Annotated in this window: 21 protein-coding genes; 13 read left to right on the forward strand and 8 right to left on the reverse strand. The window is 67.9% G+C overall.

The window, feature by feature from the left end; all coding sequences use genetic code 11:
• The first annotated feature begins 6 nt into the window (after window positions 1-6).
• Genes ABE960_RS02480 through der form a run of 3 tightly spaced genes read left to right on the forward strand, consistent with a single transcriptional unit; the run spans window position 7 to window position 3208 of the window.
• A complete protein-coding gene (locus ABE960_RS02480) occupies window positions 7-663 on the forward strand; it encodes a YfgM family protein (RefSeq protein ID WP_349760637.1) in 657 nt (218 codons plus the stop codon).
• Window positions 660-1808 (forward strand): outer membrane protein assembly factor BamB, encoded by a 1149-nt coding sequence (bamB, locus tag ABE960_RS02485; protein WP_349760638.1) that lies wholly within the window; start codon window positions 660-662, stop codon window positions 1806-1808. Before ABE960_RS02480 ends, bamB begins: the two co-directional genes overlap by 4 nt.
• A complete protein-coding gene (gene der / locus ABE960_RS02490; RefSeq protein ID WP_349760639.1) occupies window positions 1805-3208 on the forward strand; it encodes a ribosome biogenesis GTPase Der in 1404 nt (467 codons plus the stop codon). Before bamB ends, der begins: the two co-directional genes overlap by 4 nt.
• 62 nt (window positions 3209-3270) lie before the next feature.
• Here the strand turns inward: der and ABE960_RS02495 are convergent, their stop codons facing one another.
• Window positions 3271-4146, reverse strand: coding sequence for an ATP-binding protein (locus tag ABE960_RS02495; protein WP_349760640.1), 876 nt, complete (start codon window positions 4144-4146; stop codon window positions 3271-3273).
• Between the two features lie 120 nt (window positions 4147-4266).
• Between ABE960_RS02495 and ABE960_RS02500 the strand changes: the two genes are divergently transcribed.
• The gene (locus ABE960_RS02500; protein WP_349760641.1) at window positions 4267-5067 is read left to right on the forward strand and encodes a M48 family metallopeptidase; all 801 of its coding nucleotides are present in this window, start codon (window positions 4267-4269) and stop codon (window positions 5065-5067) included.
• Window positions 5068-5084: 17 nt separating this feature from the next.
• A complete protein-coding gene (locus ABE960_RS02505) occupies window positions 5085-5345 on the forward strand; it encodes a hypothetical protein (protein WP_349760642.1) in 261 nt (86 codons plus the stop codon).
• A gap of 183 nt (window positions 5346-5528) precedes the next feature.
• Here the strand turns inward: ABE960_RS02505 and aroE are convergent, their stop codons facing one another.
• The 5 genes from aroE to ABE960_RS02530 are packed head-to-tail and all read right to left on the reverse strand — an operon-like array spanning window position 5529 to window position 10152.
• Complete coding sequence (aroE, locus tag ABE960_RS02510) at window positions 5529-6356, reverse strand: shikimate dehydrogenase (RefSeq protein ID WP_349760643.1); 828 nt, start codon at window positions 6354-6356, stop codon at window positions 5529-5531.
• Window positions 6353-7285, reverse strand: a complete 933-nt coding sequence (gene hemF / locus ABE960_RS02515) for an oxygen-dependent coproporphyrinogen oxidase (RefSeq protein WP_349760644.1) — start codon at window positions 7283-7285, stop codon at window positions 6353-6355. Before hemF ends, aroE begins: the two co-directional genes overlap by 4 nt.
• Window positions 7286-7317: 32 nt before the next feature.
• Window positions 7318-7875: an L-threonylcarbamoyladenylate synthase type 1 TsaC gene (gene tsaC / locus ABE960_RS02520; protein WP_349760645.1), complete on the reverse strand. Its 558-nt coding sequence runs from the start codon at window positions 7873-7875 to the stop codon at window positions 7318-7320.
• A gap of 55 nt (window positions 7876-7930) precedes the next feature.
• Window positions 7931-9028: a DNA-processing protein DprA gene (dprA, locus tag ABE960_RS02525; protein WP_349760646.1), complete on the reverse strand. Its 1098-nt coding sequence runs from the start codon at window positions 9026-9028 to the stop codon at window positions 7931-7933.
• A gap of 14 nt (window positions 9029-9042) precedes the next feature.
• Window positions 9043-10152, reverse strand: a complete 1110-nt coding sequence (locus ABE960_RS02530; protein WP_349760647.1) for a LysM peptidoglycan-binding domain-containing protein — start codon at window positions 10150-10152, stop codon at window positions 9043-9045.
• A gap of 171 nt (window positions 10153-10323) precedes the next feature.
• On the opposite strand from ABE960_RS02530, the gene def reads away from it, so the two are divergent.
• The 8 genes from def (at window position 10324) to ABE960_RS02570 (ending at window position 18435) form a co-directional block, all read left to right on the forward strand.
• Window positions 10324-10836, forward strand: a complete 513-nt coding sequence (gene def / locus ABE960_RS02535) for a peptide deformylase (RefSeq protein WP_349760648.1) — start codon at window positions 10324-10326, stop codon at window positions 10834-10836.
• A 109-nt stretch (window positions 10837-10945) separates the two neighbouring features.
• Window positions 10946-11935 (forward strand): methionyl-tRNA formyltransferase, encoded by a 990-nt coding sequence (gene fmt, locus ABE960_RS02540; RefSeq protein WP_349760649.1) that lies wholly within the window; start codon window positions 10946-10948, stop codon window positions 11933-11935.
• Window positions 11932-13284, forward strand: a complete 1353-nt coding sequence (gene rsmB / locus ABE960_RS02545; protein WP_349760650.1) for a 16S rRNA (cytosine(967)-C(5))-methyltransferase RsmB — start codon at window positions 11932-11934, stop codon at window positions 13282-13284. The genes fmt and rsmB overlap by 4 nt, the downstream gene beginning before the upstream one ends.
• A 48-nt stretch (window positions 13285-13332) precedes the next feature.
• Window positions 13333-13539, forward strand: coding sequence for a dodecin (locus ABE960_RS02550; protein ID WP_349760651.1), 207 nt, complete (start codon window positions 13333-13335; stop codon window positions 13537-13539).
• 119 nt (window positions 13540-13658) lie between these two features.
• Window positions 13659-15032 carry a Trk system potassium transporter TrkA gene (trkA, locus tag ABE960_RS02555; protein WP_349760652.1) on the forward strand — a complete coding sequence of 458 codons (1374 nt, stop codon included), beginning with the start codon at window positions 13659-13661 and terminating at the stop codon, window positions 15030-15032.
• 43 nt (window positions 15033-15075) lie between these two features.
• The gene (locus ABE960_RS02560) at window positions 15076-16524 is read left to right on the forward strand and encodes a TrkH family potassium uptake protein (protein WP_349760653.1); all 1449 of its coding nucleotides are present in this window, start codon (window positions 15076-15078) and stop codon (window positions 16522-16524) included.
• 100 nt (window positions 16525-16624) lie between these two features.
• Entirely contained in the window at window positions 16625-17863 is a 1239-nt protein-coding gene (locus tag ABE960_RS02565; protein ID WP_349760654.1) for a TraB/GumN family protein, read from the forward strand.
• Window positions 17864-18096: 233 nt separating this feature from the next.
• Window positions 18097-18435 carry a c-type cytochrome gene (locus tag ABE960_RS02570; RefSeq protein WP_349760655.1) on the forward strand — a complete coding sequence of 113 codons (339 nt, stop codon included), beginning with the start codon at window positions 18097-18099 and terminating at the stop codon, window positions 18433-18435.
• A gap of 55 nt (window positions 18436-18490) precedes the next feature.
• On the opposite strand, the gene ABE960_RS02575 is transcribed toward ABE960_RS02570, so the two are convergent.
• Together ABE960_RS02575 and ABE960_RS02580 are read right to left on the reverse strand one after the other, a co-directional pair.
• Window positions 18491-19279, reverse strand: coding sequence for a tRNA-uridine aminocarboxypropyltransferase (locus tag ABE960_RS02575; protein WP_349760656.1), 789 nt, complete (start codon window positions 19277-19279; stop codon window positions 18491-18493).
• Between the two features lie 48 nt (window positions 19280-19327).
• Window positions 19328-20068 (reverse strand): SIR2 family NAD-dependent protein deacylase, encoded by a 741-nt coding sequence (locus ABE960_RS02580; RefSeq protein WP_349760657.1) that lies wholly within the window; start codon window positions 20066-20068, stop codon window positions 19328-19330.
• Window positions 20069-20081 lie beyond the last annotated feature (13 nt).

The following is a 20081-nucleotide window of genomic DNA, read 5'->3' on the forward strand; positions in this document are numbered from 1 at the left end:
CCGCCCGTGGCGGAGCTGAGAACCGAGGAAGAACAGCTTGAGGCCATCAAGCGCTGGTGGAAGGAGAACGGCACCTCGCTGATCGCCGGCGTGGCCATCGCGGCGGCCGGCGTGTTCGGCTGGAACACCTGGCAGGACTACCAGGCCGGGGAGGCCGAGGCCGCCTCCATGCGCTACCAGCAGCTGGTCGATCTGACCGGCCGGGACGACCTGAACGACGACGCACGCCGCCGTGCCGGAGAGCTGGTGACCGAAATCACCGACCAGCACGGCCAGACCCTCTATGCCGACCTGGCACGACTGCTCGACGCCCGTCTGGCCATCGGCGCGGGTGACCGCCCGCGTGCCCGTGCCGCCCTCGAGGCGGTGATCGAAGGCAGCGAACGCGATTATCTCGAGGGTCTGGCACGCCTGCGACTGGCTCGCCTGCAGCTCGCCGAGGGTAATGCCGAAACCGCCCTGACCACCCTGGAGGGCGTGCCCGAGACCCTGGCGGCGCAGCGCGCCGAAACGGTCGGTGATGCCCAGCATGCCCTGGGGCGGCCCGACCAGGCGCGAGAGGCCTGGAGCGAGGCCCTGAGCCTAGCCGAGCAGCACAATCAGCCGCTTTACGGTGTCCAGCTCAAGCTGGATGACCTCGGCACAGAGGAAGCCACCCTATGAGACCGACCCTGCTGATCGCCGCCACCGCGGCCCTGGCCCTGCTGGCCGGCTGTGCCGGCAAGACCGAGCCCCAGTACCCCCCTCGCGAGCTGCAGCCCCTGACGGTCACCACCGAGATGGAGACCCTGTGGAGCGAGCGCGTCGGCAAGGGACTGGGCGACGCCGGCTACCCCGTGGCGCCCGCCCAGGATGGCGACACCCTCTTTGCCGCCGACGGCCGCGGCCTGGTCGAGGCCCTGGATGCCGACAGCGGCGAGACACGCTGGCAGATCGAGCTCGATACGCCGGTCTCCAGCGGACTGACCGCCGTCGCCGACAGCCTCTTCCTGGCGACGCGCAACGGCGAAGTCCTTTCCATCGACCAGCGTGACGGCGACATTCAGTGGCGAGCCCGGGTCACCAGCGAGGTGCTCGCCGCACCCCAGGCCAGCCAGCAGCTGCTGGTGGTGCAGGCCCTCGACGGTCGCATCACCGCCATGGATCGCGTCAGCGGTGAGGAGCGCTGGGTCTTCAGCGGCCCCCGCCCCTCCCTGAGCCTGCGCGGAACCGGCACGCCCACGGTGATCGACCAGGTCACCTTCGCCGGCTTCGCCAACGGTCGCCTGGTGACCCTGGACAACCGCAACGGCCAGCCGCTTTGGGAACGACGCATCGCCATTGCCCAGGGGCGCAGCGAGATCGACCGGCTGGTCGACCTGGCAGGACAGCCGGTCCTCACCCAGGACGGACGCCTGTTCGTCACCAGCTACAACGGTCGCCTGGCCGCGCTGGATGCCCCTTCCGGCGAGGTGCTCTGGGCCCGGGAACTCTCCAGCTACCTGACCCCGATCCTGGTGGGGGACTACCTGTTCGTGGTCGACGAGGCCAGCCACGTCATCGCCGTGGACGCCGGCTCCGGCGACGAGATCTGGCGCAACGAGGCGCTCGAGGGTCGCTCGCTCACCGCGCCGGCCTATGCCACCGATCACCTGGTGGTGGGAGACGCCGAGGGCTACCTTCACCTGCTCGACGCCCGCGAGGGCAAGATCGTCGGCCGCACCCGCATCGATGGCTCGGGCATCAGCGTACGCCCGCTTACAGATCGCCGTCGCATCTATGCCCTGGCAGACGACGGCACCCTGGAAGCCCTGGAACTTCGCCCATGACGCCGGTGATTGCCCTGGTCGGCCGTCCCAACGTCGGCAAGTCGACGCTCTTCAATCGGTTGACTCGCTCCCGGGACGCCCTGGTGGCTGACTTCCCGGGCCTGACGCGTGACCGCAAGTACGGCAACGGCATGCTCGGCGACAAGGCGTACACGGTGATCGACACCGGCGGCATCAGCGGCGACGAGGAGGGCATCGACGCGGCCATGGCCGAGCAGTCACTGGCCGCCATCGACGAAGCCGACATCGTGCTGTTCCTTGTCGATGCCCGCGCCGGCCTCAACGTCGCCGACGAGGCCATCGCCAACCACCTGCGGGTCAACCAGAAGAAGACCTGGCTGGTGGTCAACAAGGTCGACGGCCTGGAAGAGCACAGCGCCATGGCCGACTTCTGGCAGTTGGGGCTCGGCGACCCGCATGCCATCGCCGCCGCCCATGGCCGCAACGTCACCACGCTGATCGAGGAGGTGCTAACGCCCTTCCCGGCACGCGACGAGAGCATCCCCGCGGATACCGGCACCAAGGGCATTCGCATCGGGGTCATCGGTCGCCCCAACGTGGGCAAGTCGACCCTGGTCAATCGCCTGCTCGGCGAGGAACGGGTCGTGGTCTTCGACGAGGCCGGCACCACCCGCGATGCCATCGAGATTCCCTTCGAGCGCCGAGGTAAACCCTACGTGCTGGTGGATACCGCCGGGGTGCGTCGCCGCAAGAGCGTGCGGGAGGCCTACGAGAAATTCTCGATCATCAAGACGCTGGAGGCGATCAAGGAGTGCCATGTCGCCGTCATGGTGCTGGATGGCCGGACCGGCCTGGTCGAGCAGGACCTGCACCTGCTCGACTACGTGCTGACTAGCGGCCGTGCCCTGGTGCTCGCGGTCAACAAGTGGGATGGCCTGGAGAGCGAGGCGAAGGAGAAGATGCGGGCCGAGATCAAGCGCCGCCTGGGCTTCGCCGACTACGCCGACCTGCACTTCATCTCGGCCCTGCACGGCACCGGCGTCGGCGACCTCTATCCCTCCATCGAGCGCGCCTTCGACTCGGCCAACAGCCACTGGTCGACCAATCGCCTGACCTCCATCCTCCGGGATGCAGTGGAGCAGCACCAGCCGCCCCTGGTCCATGGCCGGCGCATCAAGCTGCGCATGGCCCACCAGGGCGGCAGCAATCCGCCGATCATCGTGGTCCACGGCAACCAGACCTCCTCGCTGCCCGAGGCCTACAAGCGTTTCCTGACCAACACCTTTCGCAAGGTGCTCAAGGTGCGTGGCACGCCGATGCGCTTCGAGTTCCGTTCTGGCGACAACCCCTACGACAGCATGGCGGGCGCCAGCGATCGGGAAAAGGCCAAGAAGCGTGAACTGGGCCGCACCCGAGAGGCGCGCAAGAGCCGCCGCTGAGCCCTCTCCCCGCCGCCCTCTCTCGTCCCCGCCCTCTCACGATTGTCCCCGCCAGCAGCCGATCAGTCCGGGGCTTCACCGTGCAGACGGCGGCTACCCACCCAATGGGTGGCGAACTGCCAGGCGCCCCGGCCACTGCGCCCACCGCGCAGCGTGGCGAAACGGATCGCCTCGGCACGGGCCTCGCGGGTCCAGTCCCCGGCACTGCCGAGCTGGGTGACCCAATGGCAGCAGGCCTCGAGGTAGACGTCCTGATTGAAGGGATGGAAGCCGAGCCACAGGCCGAAGCGGTCCGAGAGAGAAATCTTCTCCTCCACGGCATCACCGTGGTGGAGCTCGTCACCCACCAGGCGCGACCCCTCGTTATCGCTCATCGACTCCGGCAGCAGGTGTCGACGATTTGAGGTGGCGTAGAGCAGTACGTTGGGCGGCGGACCGGTCAGGGCACCGTCGAGCACGCTCTTGAGCGCCTTGTAGGCATCATCGTGCCCCTCGAAGGAGAGGTCGTCGCAGTAGACCACGAAGCGCTGGCGCTGATGGCGCAGCTGCTCCACCAGCATCGGCAGCCCCGAGAGGTCATGGCGATCGACCTGGACCAGGCGCAGCCCCTCCGACGCCAGGCCGTTTAACAGCGCGCGGATCAGCGACGACTTGCCGCTGCCCCGCGAGCCCCACAACAGGGCATGGTTGGCCGGCAATCCCTGCAGGAAGGCCCGGGTGTTGTCGACCAGCGCCAGCTTCTGGCGCTCGATGCCGAGCAGGTCGTCGAGCCCGAGGGCATCCCGCGGCGGCACCGGAAGCAGCCGCCCCCCGAGGGCGTGACGCTGCCAGAGGGCGGCGATGTCATGCTCCCAGTCCACCTCCACCGGTGACGGTGGCAGCCAGTGCTCGACGTGATCCAGCAGGTGCAGCAGGCGACGCGAAAGCTCGGCGTCCATGGCGGTTTCCTCCTTGTGTGCAGGGTTCCCGGTTGACCTGACCGGCGGTCGGGGTATCTTGTGGCGAACCTAGTCGCCCCGTCCAGAGTCCAAATGGACCGGACACCACAGGAGCTCTCCATGCGCTGGATTCATTGCCTCACCATCGGCGCCCTGAGCATGAGCCTGGCCGCCTGCACCACTTCTCCCACCGGGCGCTCCCAGCTCACACTGATGTCCGACGATCAGCTCGACCAGATGGGCGCACAGGCCTTCGCCGAGTACCAGCAGAAGTTGCCGACCGTGGGCGGGGCGCCGCTGCGCCACGTGCAGTGTGTCACCGCGGCCCTGATTAGTGCCCTGCCGGCCAGGGAGCGCGACCAGAACTGGCAGGTCAGAGTCTTCGAGTCCGATCAGGCCAATGCCTTCGCCCTGCCCGGCGGCTATGTGGGCATCAATACTGGACTGTTCCAGGTGGCCCGAAACCAGGACCAGCTCGCCGCGGTCATCGGCCACGAGATCGCCCATGTGCTGGCTCGCCATGCCAACGAGCGCGCCTCCACCCAGACCGCCACCCAGCTGGGGCTGTCGGTAATCTCCTCTGCCGCCGGCATGCAGGGCGCCGGTGGCGAGACCATGATGGCGGCCTTGGGCATGGGCGCCCAGTATGGCATCCTGCTGCCCTTCTCGAGGCGTCACGAGAGCGAGGCCGACACCCTGGGCCTGACCCTGATGGCCGAGGCCGGTTTCGACCCACGGGCCAGCATCGCCCTGTGGAACAACATGAGTGCTGCCGGGGGCGCCCGGCCACCGACCTGGCTTTCCACCCACCCGAGCCACGGTCAGCGCCTCGGTGGCCTGGAAGCGGGCATGGGCCAGGCCATGGCACGCTATGAACGGGCCCGCCAGGCCGGCCGCATGCCCAACTGCCCACGCCCCTGAAGGAACATTCGACTCGCATGCTGAAAATCGGACTGCTGCTGCTGATACTGCCCATCCTGGTGCTGATGGGAGCCTACTTCATGGAACTGAGTGACGTGCGCGACTGCGTGCTCCTTCAGGAGGGGCACTGGGACTACCGTGCGGGTGTCTGCCGCGAGACCGCCCAGCCCTTCGTCCCCTGGGTCGAGCGCCATCCCTGGCTGGTCAATGGCGGCATGCTGCTCTCGGTGGCCGGCATGGCGCTGTGCATGGTGGGGCTGTACGTCAAGAGACGCTGAGGGCTATCCGTAAAACGCCGCTGAGGGCTATCCGTAAAACGCCGCTGAGGGCTCTTCGTGAAACGCCGCTGATGGCTCTTCATGAATTACCGCTGATGGCTCTTCGTGAAATACCGCTGACGGCGCCACGTCAAGCGGCGCTCAACCGCTCTCCCCGTGACGCCTCCGGCTGGCCCGACAGGCTCACAGCGAGCGGCGCAGCGCCTCAAGGACCGGCGCGGTATCGGGGCGCTTGCCGCGCCACTGGAAGAAGGACTCGGCGGCCTGCTCCACCAGCATGCCCAGGCCGTCGAGGGGCCGGGCCCCACGCTCGGCGGCCCAGCGCAGGAAGACCGTGGGCTCGGCCCCGTACATCATGTCGTGTGCCGTCGCCCCGTCGGCGAAGAGCTCATCGGGAAGTGGCGGCAGGTCGCCGGCAAGGCTCGCGCTGGTGCCGTTGATCACCAGATCATAGGGTCCTTGCACCGCGCCGAAGCCGCCACCGTGGATCATGCCCAGGTCGCGGAAGTCCTCCGCCAGGGTGTTGGCCCTGGCCGCGGTGCGGTTGGAGACCAGCACGCTCGCCGGCTCTGCCGCCAGCAGCGGCTCCAGCACCCCACGCACCGCACCGCCGGCCCCCAGCACCAGCACTCGTGCCCCGGTCAGGGCAACACCGTTACGCTCAAGATCCCGCACCAGGCCGACACCATCGGTGGTGTCGCCATAGACCTTGAAAGCGTTGCTCAGGGCGTTGCCGCCCAGGATCAGGGTGTTCACCGCGCCGGCGCGGAGGGCGCGCCCGCTCAGGGTGTCGCAGAGACGGAAGGCCTCCTCCTTGAAGGGCACAGTGACGTTGGCCCCGCGACCGCCCTCGGCCACGAAGGCGCGCCAGGCGCCGGCGAAGTCGTCCAGCGGCGCCTCGATGGCGGTGTACTCGATGCGCTCCCCGGTCTGCTCGGCGAAGGCAGCGTGGATGGCCGGGGACTTCGAGTGGCCGACCGGATGGCCGAAGACACAGTAGCGATCGGTCATGGGGTCTCCTCGTTCGGGGCCTCGCCCAGCCAGTCACGGGGGCGCAGGTAGTCTTCGTAGAGCCGCGCCTCGGGGCTGCCCGGCTCCGGGCGCCAGTCATACACCCAGCTTGCCAGGGGCGGCATCGACATCAGGATCGACTCGGTACGACCACCGCTCTGCAGGCCGAACAGGGTGCCGCGGTCCCACACCAGATTGAACTCCACGTAGCGGCCGCGGCGATAGAGCTGGAAGTCCCGCTCGCGCTCGCTCCAGGGGGTGCCGCGGCGGCGACGCACGATGGGCAGATAGGCGTCGAGGAAGCTGTCCCCCACCGCCCGCTGAAAGGCGAAGCTGGCCTCGAAGCCCTCCTCGTTGAGGTCGTCGAAGAAGAGTCCACCGACCCCCCGGGTCTCGCCGCGATGCTTCAGGGTGAAGTAGTCATCGCACCACGCCTTGTAGCGCGGATAGACCGCCTCGCCGAAGGGCGCGCAGGCATCTCGGGCCACCCGGTGCCAGTGCAGCACGTCCTCATGCACGGGATAGAAGGGAGTCAGGTCGTAGCCGCCGCCGAACCACCACACCGGTGCCTCGCCGGGCTTCTCGGCGATGATGAAGCGCACGTTGCCGTGGCTGGTCGGCACGTGGGGGTTCTCCGGATGCAGCACCCAGGAGACGCCCACGGCGTGGAAGCTGCGTCCAGCGAGCTCCGGACGCGCCGCGGTGGCCGAGGGGGGCAGGCGCTCGCCGAACACATGGGAGAAGTTCACGCCCCCCTTCTCGAAGAGGCCGCCGTGCTCGATCACCCGGGAGCGACCGCCGCCGCCCTCCTCGCGCTGCCAGGCATCCTCGCGGAAGTCGCCGCCGTCCTCGGCGGCCAGGGCCTCGCAGAGCCGGTCCTGAAGGTCGAGCAGGTAGGTCTTGACGTCATCGAGATGGGCGTGGGCCAACGGTGCCTCCTGGGAAGAATGGAAAGAGGAGATCAGGTACGCAGGACCCGGCCGGTGGCCAGGTCACGGATGGTACTGGGGCGCTGGAGCCCGCCCAGCTCGCCCTCGAGGACGGCGTCGAGCTCCTCGCCGAAGACATGCCGGACCTCGTCGGCGCTCATTGCCGGCGGCTCGCCCCCCCGGTTGGCGGAGGTCGAGACCACCGGGCCACCGAAGGCCTCGCACAGGGCAATGACCAGGGGATGGTCGCTGACGCGCAGCGCCACCCGATCGTGGTCGCCGCGCACCAGGGCGTGGGCGCGACCATTGTCGGGCACCAGGAAGGTCGTTGGGCCCGGCCAGCTCTCCGCCAGCGTCACCCGCTGCGCCTCAGGCACGCCCTCGAGCCAGGGGGCGGCCTGCTCGATGCTCGCGGCCACCAGGATCACGCCCTTGGCCGGGTCGCGCTGCTTGAGGCGCAGCAGGCGGGCGAGGGCCGCCTCGTCGTCGGGATCACACCCAAGCCCCCAGACGGCCTCGGTGGGATAGGCGATCACGCCGCCGGACCGAAGGGCGGCGACGGCGTCCTCCAGTTTGCTGGACTCGATCATGGGTTTCCTCGTCGTGTCTCGACAGGCCGGCCGCCAGCTATGGGGGCGTATGCTATCACGCTCCCGGCCGGGTCGGCAGGCGCACCCAGCCACCGGCGGCCTGGGTCGCGGCGCCCTCGAGCTCCAGCTCCAGCAGGCCGCGTTGGCAGTCGGCGACGCCGCGACCGGTCAGCGAGACCAGGGCATCCACCGGCGTGGGGGTGTCGCTGAGCCAGCGCAGCAGCGAATCCTCCCCCGCCGGATCCGGGCCGGATGCAGGCGGGGGATCGATGGCGGTGGCGACGGCCCACTGGCTGAATTCGGCGAGGATGTCATCCATCTGGCGTACCAGCACTGCGCCATCGCGAATCAGCTGCAGGCACCCCCTGGCCATGGGGTTGTGGATGGAACCGGGCAGGGCGAAGACCTCCCGGTTCTGCTCGAGGGCCAGGCGGGCACTGACCAGCGAGCCGCTCTTCTCGGCGGCCTCCACTACCAGCACTCCAAGCGACAGACCGGTGACGATGCGGTTTCGCCGCGGGAAGTAGCCGGCCCGCGCCTGGGTGCCGGGAGGGTGTTCGGAGAGCAGCAGCCCGCCCGATTCCTGCAGCCGCCGATGGAGGCGGTGGTGGCGAGGCGGGTAGACGACATCCACGCCACAACCGAGCACACCCACGCTGGTTCCGCCGGCCTCCAGAGCCGACTGCTGGGCGGCGGCGTCGATGCCCAACGCCATGCCACTGACCACGCACCAGCCTCGCCCGGCCAGCTCCCTGGCGAAGCCTGCGGCATTGGTGAGCCCCTCCCGGGTCGGGCGTCGCGAGCCGACCATGGCCAGTCGCGGCGGGTCGAGTGCCGACAGGTCCCCCATCGCCCAGAGCACCGGCGGGGGGTCGGCGATCTGCCCGAGTAGCCTCGGCCAGTGCGAATGGTCCGGATGGAGCAGGTGCCGGGCGGGTCCGGCGCCGAGCCAGGCCTCATCCGCGGCCAGGTCAGCGGCGAGGGGGCTGCGCGCGGGATGATCGAGCCACAGCCGCAGAGCCGTGGCGGCCTCCCGGGGCAGCAGGGCCAGCCAGCCGGCCGGCCAATCGGGACAAGCCGCCGCCAGTTCGGCCAGGCGAGCCGCTCCGACCCCGGGCAACCGGGCAATGGCCAGCCACTCGCGCGATTGCACCTGGCGAGGCTTCCCTAGCGCAGCGCCGTATCCAGCAGGCGCTTCGGGCTATGGATACGATCGCCCACGGAGAGAGTGCGGCTGGCCTCCATCACCAGGCCGTAGCTCATCTTTTCGTAGGGGCGGAAGACCATCACCAGGCCGGCATCCTCACCGGGAAGGCGCAGCGCCTCGCCGGTTCGCGGGTCATCGACCAGTTCCCCCTGCTGCTCGACCATCAGCACATGCCCTGTTTCCAGGCCATCGCGGCGGCCGCGGTCGAGCGCCACCACCTGCAGGCGACCGATGAAGCGAACGCCCCCTGGCACCGCCAGGATATGGCCGTCGACCTCATGGTCCGGCGCCCGCGGCAAGAACTCGTTGACCAGGCGGCGATCCTCGAGGGGCAGCACGATGTCGTCGCTGCGAACCTCCTGACTGGAAGAGGTGACCTCCATCACCACGATGTCATCCTCCTGCCGCAGTCGACGCGCCTCGCCGACGCTCTCCAGCTCGAGTCCAAGCGACTCGCCGGTGACGCTGTCGGTATACTGCTCGCCCACTCGGTAGAGGCCCACGCGGCCTCCGCCTTCGACACGTCCCCGGGCATAGAGCCGATCGCCGCTGCCACTTATCAGCCGACCATCGTCCCCGGCGATCACATAGGCCAGCTCGTCCATCATCTCGGAGTCCTCGATGACACGGTGATCGCGAAGGAATTGACGCACGGCATCCAGCGGAATCGGTTCGATGGCCTCGCGGTGCGACGTGGTGCGCACCTTCGGCGACAGTCGGGCAAAGCCCTGACCGCGTTCCAGACCGAGGCAGGGGCGGCCGTTGCAGTCATAGAGATAGACGATATCGCCGGGATAGATCAGGTGTGGATTTCTGATCTGCGGGTTGACCTGCCACACTTCGGGCCACTGCCAGGGGTGCTGCAGGAAGCGACCGGAAATGTCCCACAGGGTGTCCCCCTTCACCACGGTGTAACGATCGGGCGCGTCGCCCCTCAGGCCGTCATCCCAGGAGAGTCCCTGGGCCTGGGCCAGACTGGTGCCGAGCCCGAGCACCCCGCCCACCAGCAAGGCAACGAGCCCACCCGTCAGCCGCCGACACCACCCCACTGTGCATCCTGTCTGTCTCATCCCTGCTCTCCCCCGCGTTGCTGGACTCACGCCCGGCGCCCAAGGAACGTCGGCGACGTGGTATAGTCACATGCTATCGATGTGATGCGCGTTCGACGGTTTCGCCATTGAACGCGTACACCTAGAATAGTGTCATCCTGTAAATGACAGCATAACGGTGATTCCAACGCCATGGCCAAATTACCTATCCTCGAATTTCCCGACGAGCGGTTGCGCAACATCGCGGTGCCGGTCGCGTCGGTAGACGACGAGGTACGCCGACTGGTCGACGACATGCTCGAGACCATGTACGACGCCAGCGGCATCGGACTCGCCGCCACCCAGGTGGACGTGCACCGCCGGGTCATCGTCATGGACGTCAGTGACGACCGCTCGAGCCCCCTGGTGCTGATCAACCCGGAATTCACGCCCATCGGCGACGAGCGTGATCCGATGCAGGAGGGCTGCCTGTCGATACCGGAGTACTATGCCGAGGTACCGCGAGCGCTGAAGGTGCACCTCAAGGCCCTGGATCGAGACGGTCAGCCCTACGAACTCGAAGCCGAGGGACTGCTTGCCCACTGCATCCAGCATGAGTACGACCACCTGGAGGGAGTGCTGTTTGTCGACTACCTCTCCCCGCTCAAGCGTGATCGGGTGATGAAGAAGATGCAGAAGCGTCACAAGCAGATGCAACCCGCCTGACCCCCTTGCCGATATCCCGCACCAAGGCCGACGTTTACGCGTCGGCCTTCGTCGTTTATGGTCGCCTCCGTTATCATGAGGGACATCGCCCACTGGCAAGGCCCTGAACATGTCCCGACCCCTGCGCGTCATCTTCGCCGGCACTCCCGACTTCGCCGCCGAGAGCCTGTCGGCGCTGCTGGCGAGCCGACACGACGTCATCGCCGTCTATACCCAGCCAGACCGCCCGGCGGGACGTGGCCGTAAGCTGACGCCGAGCCCCGTCAAGGCCCTGGCGATGACCCATGGCCTGCCTGTCCTCCAGCCCGAGACGCTGAAGGCGCCCGAGGTGCAGGCCGAACTGGCCGCCCTGGAGGCGGACATCATGGTGGTGGTGGCCTACGGGCTCATCCTGCCCCGCGCCGTGCTCGACACCCCCCGGCTGGGCTGCCTCAACGTGCATGCCTCGCTGCTGCCCCGCTGGCGCGGCGCCGCTCCCATCCAGCGCGCCATCGAGGCCGGCGATAGCGAGAGTGGGGTGACCATCATGCAGATGGACGAGGGGCTCGATACGGGCGACATGCTGCTGGTCAAGCGTACGCCGATCACTGAAACCACTACCGGCGGCGAGCTCCACGACACCCTGGCGAGTCTCGGCGGCAAGGCGCTGATCGAGGCCCTGGAGGCACTCTCCGGGGAGGGGCTGGCCACCGCTCCTCAGCCGGCGGAAGGCATCACCTACGCCGCCAAGCTCTCCAAGGCCGAGGCGGAGCTCGACTTCCGACGCCCGGCCGGCGAACTGGCCGCCCGGGTCCGCGCCTTCAACCCCTGGCCGGTGGCCTGGTGCCCCATGGGCGAGGACCGCCTGCGCCTGCTGATGGCCCGGGCCACCCTTCCGGCACCACACGATCTCCCGGCACGCCCCGGCACCCTGCTCGCCCCCGAGGCCGATGCGTTGCGAATCGCCTGCGGCGAGGCCGGCGACCAGGTGCTGGCGGTGACTCGCGCGCAGTTGCCCGGTGGCAAGGCCATGGAGGTGCGTGAGTTGCTCAAGGCCCGCTCCGACAGGTTCACCCCCGGCTTTCGCCTGGGGCACAACGACGAGGAGGCCCCGGCATGAGCCAGGAGAAGAAGACCCCGCACTCCCGGGAAGGTCACCGCGACAACGGCATGGCCGTGCGCGCCGCCGCCGCCCGTGCCCTGGCCCCGGTGATCACCGGCAAGGGCTCACTCACCGGCCTCGATGACCATCAGGTGGTCGCCCGGGACAGGGCCCTGTTCAAGGCACTCTGCTATGGCACCTGCCGCACCCTGCCCAGGCTCGAGGCACTGGCCGGAAAGCTCCTGGCCAAGCCATTCAAGGCCCGCGATGCCGATGTACAGGCGTTGCTGCTGATCGGCATCCACCAGTTGCTCTACTTGCGCATACCGGCCCATGCCGCCGTGGGCGAGACCGCCGGCGCCGCCCGCCTGTTGGGCAAGGAGTGGGCGACCCGAGTGCTGAATGGCTGCCTGCGCCGCCTGCAGCGCGAGAGCGCCGAGCTCCAGGCGGAAGTGGACCGCGAGCCGGCCTCGGCATTGCTGCACCCCAAGTGGTGGCTCAAGGCCCTGCGCCAGGCCTGGCCCGACGACTGGCGGGCTGTCTGCGAGGCGAACAACGTGCCGGGCCCGATGACACTGCGGGTCAACCGTCGCCATGGTGATCGTGAGAAGTATCTGGACCGCCTCGATAGTGCCGGCATCCAGGCGCGCCTCTGCCTGCATGCCCCGGACGGCCTGACCTTGGAGACGCCCCGCGATGTCGAGACGCTTCCCGGCTTCGCCGAGGGCCACGTCAGCGTCCAGGACGAGTCCGCCCAGCTGGCAGCCGTGCTGCTCGGGCCGTCCCTGGCCCCGCGCCCCGGTGCCCGGGTGCTGGATGCCTGCTGTGCCCCGGGCGGCAAGACCGCCCACCTGCTGGAACTGTTCGACCTCGACCTGCAGGCCATCGACAGTGACGCTTCCCGCCTGGCCAGGGTCGAGGACACCCTGGCTCGCCTGGGACTCTCGGCGACCCTGGCCGAGGGCGACGCCACCGGCCGCGACTGGTGGGACGGCACCCCCTTCGATGCCATCCTGCTCGACGCGCCCTGTTCCGGTAGCGGCGTGATCCGCCGCCACCCGGATATCAAGCGGCTGCGCCGCCCCTCGGACATCGCGAAGCTGGCCGAGCTCCAGGCCCGCCTGCTCGACAACCTCTGGCCGCTGCTAAGCCCCGGAGGAACGCTGCTGTATGCCACCTGTTCGGTGCTGCCCGAGGAGAACGCCGCGCAGATCGACGCCTTCCTGGCCCGCACCCCCGATGCCGAGGCTACCACCCCGGCCGAGATGGGCTGGGGACGCGTCTCGGGCGTCGGGCGGCAGCTGCTGCCCGAACCCGACAGCCATGATGGCTTCTTCTATGCCAGACTGGGGAAGCGCACTGCCTGACGGGCGGCGCTATCGATCCGCGAACCGATCCGCGATACAGGAGGCTTCATGAGCCATCACACCTACAAGCATATCGAGCTGACGGGGTCCTCTGAGAAGGACATAGAGGACGCCATCCAGAACGCCCTGACCAAGGCCGCTGAGAGCCTGCACGGCATGCGCTGGCTCGAGGTCCTGGACACCCGCGGCCACATCGAGCACGGGCGTGTCGCCCACTGGCAGGTCACCATCAAGGTCGGCTTCACCCTGGACTGAACCATGGCGTGAGCTGTTTTTCTGCCAATGGCTGGTTTAGTCTTGCCTAAGGTATGCTGCGGCGCACAAGGTGTGCCGCCTTCGATCCCCCGGGTCTGACCAGAGCGGATAGCACAACGATGAAGATCATCATTCTGGGCGCCGGCCAGGTCGGCGGCACCCTGGCAGAACACCTGGCACGGGAAGAAAACGACATCACGGTGGTGGATACCGACAACGAACGCCTGCGTGAGCTCCACACCCGCCTGGACATCCGCACGGTATCCGGCGCCGGCTCCTATCCGATGGTGCTGCGCCAGGCCGGCTGTGAGGACGCCGACATGCTGATCGCGGTGACCAACTCCGACGAGGTCAACATGATCGCCTGCCAGGTGGCTCACACGCTGTTTCGCACCCCCACCAAGATCGCCCGGGTTCGTGCCACCGCCTACCTCACCCGCAAGGGGCTGTTCGCCCACGATGCGGTACCCATCGACGTGCTGATCAGTCCCGAGCAGGTGGTCACCGATCATATCCGCCGCCTGATCGAGCACCCCGGGGCCCTGCAGGTGCTGGAGTTCGCCAGTGGCCTGGTGCAGCTGGTGGCGGTGAAGGCCTTCTATGGCGGCCCCCTGGTCGGCCAGGAGCTGGGCTTCCTGCGTCGCCACATGCCCAGCGTCGACACCCGGGTGGCAGCCATCTACCGGCGCAATCGGCCAATCATCCCCCGCGGGGATACCGTGATCGAAGCCGACGACGAGGTATTCTTCATCGCCGCCCGCCGCGACATCCGGGCGGTGATGAGCGAACTGCGTCGACTCGACCGCGACTTCCACCGGGTGATGATCGCCGGGGGCGGCAACATCGGCGAGCGGCTGGCGGAGCACCTGGAACACAGCCACCAGGTCAAGATCATCGAGCACAACCTCAACCGCTGCACACAGCTCTCCGAGCGTCTGGATCGCACCGTGGTGCTGCATGGAAGCGCCACCGCCAAGCGGCTGCTGGAAGAGGAGAACATCGAGGACTGCGACATCTTCTGCGCGCTGACCAACGACGACGAGGTCAACATCATGTCATCGATGCTGGCCAAGCGCATGGGAGCCAAGAAGGTGCTGACGCTGATCAACAACGCCGCCTACGTGGACCTGGTGCAGGGAGGCGAGATCGATATCGCCATCTCCCCCCAGCAGGCCACCATCGGCAGCCTGCTGACACACGTGCGGCGCGGCGACATCGTCAATGTCCACTCCCTGCGCCGCGGCGCCGCCGAGGCCATCGAGGCCATCGCCCATGGCGATACCCAGTCATCGAAGGTGGTCGGCCGCGCCATCGGTGACATCGACCTGCCCCAGGGCACCACCATCGGTGCCGTGGTACGCGGCAAGGAGGTGCTGATCGCCCACGATGACGTGGTGGTGGAATCCGGTGACCATATCATCCTGTTTGTGATCGACAAGCGCCGGCTCCGAGACGTGGAGCGGCTCTTCCAGGTCGGGCTGACCTTCTTCTGATGACGTTTCCCGCCACCACCGGCGACCCGAGGAGAGCCGCCTGATGAGCCTGCGCATGATCCTGCGCATCCTGGGCCTGCTGCTGATGATGTTCAGCCTGACCATGGTGCCGCCTATCCTGATCTCGCTGCTGTTCGGCGACGGCATGTGGAAGGCCTTCGTGGTGGCCATCGGCATCACCGTGGCGACCGGGGCGATGATGTACCTGCCCAACCGGGGTGCCCGCAAGGAACTGCGCACCCGCGACGGCTTCCTCATCGCGGCGCTGTTCTGGAGCGTGCTGGGACTGTTCGGCTCGCTGCCGCTGATGCTCACCGGCGACACGGCCCTGACGATCACCGACGCGGTGTTCGAGTCCTTCTCGGGACTGACCACCACCGGCGCCACGGTGATCACCGGCATCGACTTCCTGCCCAAGGCGGTCCTCTATTACCGCCAGCAGTTGCAGTGGCTGGGCGGCATGGGGATCGTGGTGCTGGCCGTGGCCATCCTGCCGACCCTGGGGGTCGGCGGCATGGCCCTCTACCGCAGCGAGATCCCGGGCCCGCTCAAGGATTCCAAGCTCACTCCGCGCATCACCGAGACCGCCAAGGCGCTCTGGTACATCTACGCCACCCTGACCCTCACCTGCATGCTGGCCTACATGGCCGCCGGCATGAACTGGTTCGATGCCCTGGGGCACAGCTTCTCCACCGTGGCCATCGGCGGCTTCTCGACTCACGACGCCAGCATCGGCTATTTCGACAGTGCCGCCATCGAATTGATCTGCACCGGCTTCCTGCTGATCTCTGCCTTCAGCTACAGCCTGCACTTCCTGGCCTGGCGCCAGCGCAGCCTGATCCATTACTTCCAGGATCCCGAGGCGCGCTTCCTGATGCTCTTCCTGAGTGGACTGACGGTGATCACCGCGGTCTCGCTGTGGCTGACCGGCATCTACTCGACCGCCGAGGGGCTCCGCCATGCGTTGTTCGAGGTGGTCTCCATTGCCACCACGGCCGGCTTCGCCGTGGCGGACTTCTCCACCTGGCCAGGCGCCCTGCCCTTCCTGCTGTTCGTCGCGGCCTTCGTCGGCGGGTGCTCCGGCTCCACCGGTGGTGGCATGAAGGTGATCCGCATCATCCTGATCCTCAAGCAAGGCATGCGCGAGGTGATGCGTCTGATCCACCCCAATGCGGTGATCACGGTGAAGATCGGCAAGGTCAGCGTGCCCGACGGCATCGCCCAGGCGGTGTGGGGCTTCTTCTCCGCCTACGTGATGCTGTTCTTCCTGATGCTGGTGGGCGTGATGGCCACCGGGGTAGACCAGGTCACCGCCTGGTCCACGGTGGGCTCGGCACTCAACAACCTGGGGCCGGCGCTGGGCGAGGCCTCCGCCCACTATGGCGACCTACCGAGCCTGGCCAAGTGGATCCTGGTGGTGGCCATGCTGCTCGGCCGCCTGGAGATCTTCACCGTGCTGGTGCTCTTCACCCCGGCCTTCTGGCGCAAGTGACGGGAACCGCTGACCCGTGGGATACCCCCTGAGCGGCGGGATTGGCCTGCCTCAACGCTTCGTGGATAATCGAGCCTTCATCCTACAGACCCGAGCGTCCATGACCGACTCCCAGGACTCCGTGATCACTCCCCCGCAGCACGCGACCACCAGCGGCCCGCGCCGAGAGCTTGTGGTGGGCGAGACCCGCTATAGCCTGCTGGGCACCGCCCATGTCTCCGCCGAGAGCGCCGCGGACGTGCGCGCGCTGATTCGTTCCGGCGACTTCGATGCCGTGGCCATCGAGCTGTGCGAATCGCGCCACCACAGCCTGACCCATCCCGATGCCCTGGGCGAGCAGGACCTGTTCCAGATATTTCGTCAGGGCAAGGCCGGCATGGTCGCCGCCAGCCTGGCACTGGGCGCCTTCCAGCAGCGCCTCGCCGAGCAGTCGGGCATCGAGCCTGGTGCCGAGATGCGCGCCGCCCTGGAGGAGAGCCGCGATGCGGACCTGCCGCTGATGCTGATCGACCGCGACGTGGGCACCACCCTCAAGCGCATCTACCATAACGTGCCCTGGTGGCAGCGCTTCTCGATCTTCTCCGGCCTGCTCGGCAGCGTGCTGTCTCGCCAGCAGGTCTCCGCTGAGGAAATCGAGCGACTCAAGGAGGGCGACGTCCTGGAGTCCACCTTCAGCGAGTTCGCCGCCGAGTCGGCCTCCCTCTACACGCCGCTGATCACCGAGCGCGACCGCTACATGGTGCTTCGCCTGGCGGAGGACGCCGCCCCCGGCCGCTATCGCCACGTGCTGGTGGTGATCGGCGCCGGCCACATGAAGGGCATGGCCGAACAGCTGGAACAGCCGCTGCCCGAGGCGCCGCGCCTGGAGCGTGAGGCTCTGGAGGCCACGCCGCCGCCGTCGAAGGTCTGGAAGGCACTGCCCTGGGCGATCACCGCGCTGGTGCTGACCGGCTTCGCCATCGGCTTCTCGCGCAACACTGAGCTCGGCTGGCAGCTGGTGGTGGAGTGGTTCCTGATCAACGGTGTGCTCTCCGGCGCGGCAACCCTGATCGCCCTGGCCCACCCGCTTACGGTGGCGGCGACCTTCGTCGCCGCCCCACTCACCTCGCTCAATCCCACCATCGGCGCCGGCTTCGTGGCCGCGGGCGTCGAACTGTGGCTGCGCAAGCCCAAGGTACGGGACTTCTCGAGCCTGCGACACGATGTCACCGAGCTCAAGGGCTGGTGGCGAAACCGGGTCTCGCGCACCCTGCTGGTGTTCCTCACCGCCACCCTCGGCTCCGCCGCCGGCACCTGGATCGCCGGCTTCCGCATTGCCGGGAAGCTGTTCGGCGGCTGACCGATCCGGATGGTCGGCCTGCCAGGATGGGGCCCGTCATCGCCACCCGGCGATGACGGGCCTTGAGCATGAGAAAAATCAGAACCCCCTTCATGGCCCTGGCGGGGTAGCTGGCCTAAGTTTAAGGGCAGCTGCCGCGGACGCGTCACATGCCGTCATGGCAGCCTGATCAGCCCATCATCCATAGCGAGCATCCGGATGAAGGTCTCCGGATGAAAAGGGGGAACAAGGACATGAATACGCCCATTGCATCCATGGCGCTCCTCTTTCTGTTCCTGGGCGCCTCCTCTGCAACGGCGGCGTCCGAGGACGTGATGCAGCTGGCAGAGGAGAAGCAGTGCCTGAGCTGCCACGCCCGGGACGACGACACCCCAAGGACGCCGAGCTTCAACAGCATCGCCGCCAAATACGCCGGCACACAGATGAAAGGGTACCTGATCGATGTCGTGATGGCCGGGGGTGAGGATCACTGGGGGTCGGCGACCATGCCGGAGCCCGGTGAGCGTCCCGAAGTGAGCGAGGAACAAGCCGAGCAACTGGTCGACTGGATCCTCAGCAAGCACAGCGAGTGAGGCCCCCGCCCGGAGCACGACCGGGCGGCGGTGTCAGCGGACAAAGGACTCTGGCTCAGCGAGCGGCTCTCTTCAGCAGACGCCGCATGGCTGCCGTCGGCGCTTCGAGCTTCTCGTGGCGCCGACTGGCAGCGTAGCTGTCGTTGAAGGCATCGAAATAGTCGTCGAGCACCTCGGCCGCCTCCGCATCCTCGGCCTGACGCAGCAGCTCGATGGCCACCTCGGCCGTGCAGAGATGGGCGGCGGAAGCCGGCTTGCGCAGCCGGTAGCGGGTGCGCCGCTCGGTGGCCAGAGGCAGCACCGGCAGCCGGTCGAGGTAGGGGCTCTTGCGGAAGATCCGCCGGGCCTGCCGCCAGGTGCCGTCGAGAATGATGAAGACCGGCACCCTGCCCGACTGCCTGCTGGCCCCGACACGCTCCATCCCCACCACGCGGTCGGCATAGTCGGGCTGATCGTCGGGAAAGATCACGAAGGGCGAGTAGCGCTCGTCATCCAGAAGAGCCAGCAGCCGCTCGTCGGGCGCCGTGCGGTACCAGGTGAAGACCTCGGTATCGGTCAGTACATCGCCGATAAGCCGGCCGGTGTTGGTAGGCTTGTAGTGTTCCAGCGGATGGGTGAGCAACCACACCTTCGCCTCGCTCCGGGCGGTGACTCGAAAGGGACACAGGCAGTTGAGTGCCGGCAGCTGGCAGCTGTCGCAGCGGGAGACGAAACTGCCGCGCGCCTTGAACTCGCGGCGTGGTGGGCGCGGATGCCCTGTCCCGGGATCCTTGGTGCGCCCGGCAGCGGGGGCGGTAGAGCAACCGGCGTCCCCGTCGCGATCGATGGTGGTATCGTCCTGCATGCTGGATCCCGAAGGTGGAGGGGCCGGCATTCTAGCATGCCGCACCCTTCATGCTCCGCCCAGCAGCGTCTCCGGCAACCATAGGCGCCCTTCACGCGTCCAGTGCTGCACCAGTGCCGGCACGCCCTTGCCTGCCGGCGCGCGAAGGCAGGCCACCCCGGGCGGCGCCAGGGTCTGGGCCTCGGGGTCGACCAGCACGCAGGGTGCTTTCAGGGGGGCATGCCCGAGCAGCGAGGCGGCCGGCATCACGGCAAGCGAGGTGCCCACCACCAGCAGCAGGTCGGCCTGGGCGACGACCTCGCAGGCGTCGGGGAAATGCGGCACGCTCTCACCGAACCACACCACATCGGGGCGCAGCTGGCTGCCCTTGTCGCAGCGGTCCCCCAGGCGGATGCCCCCACTAGGCAAGGGGTAGTGCATGCGCGGATCCACCGAGGAGCGCGCCTTGAGGATCTCGCCATGCAGGTGCAGCACATGGCGTGACCCGGCACGCTCGTGCAGGTCATCGATGTTCTGGGTAACGATGCTGACAGCGAAGCCCCGCTGCTCGAGGAGCGCCAGGGCCTTGTGGGCGGCGTTGGGTCGGGCACGGCGCACCTGGTCACGGCGCTGGTCATAGAAGCGCAGTACCCGTTCGGGATCGCGCCGCCAGGCCTCGGGGGTGGCGACCTCCTCGACGGGATGGTCGGCCCAAAGGCCATCGCTGGCGCGAAAGGTCTGGATGCCGCTCTCGGCACTGATCCCGGCCCCGGTGAACACCACCAGGTGGGGGCGTCGCTGCTCACCCATAGGAGCATCTCCT

Source organism: Halomonas aquatica, from assembly GCF_040196335.1.
Taxonomy (GTDB): Bacteria; Pseudomonadota; Gammaproteobacteria; order Pseudomonadales; family Halomonadaceae; genus Halomonas; species Halomonas aquatica.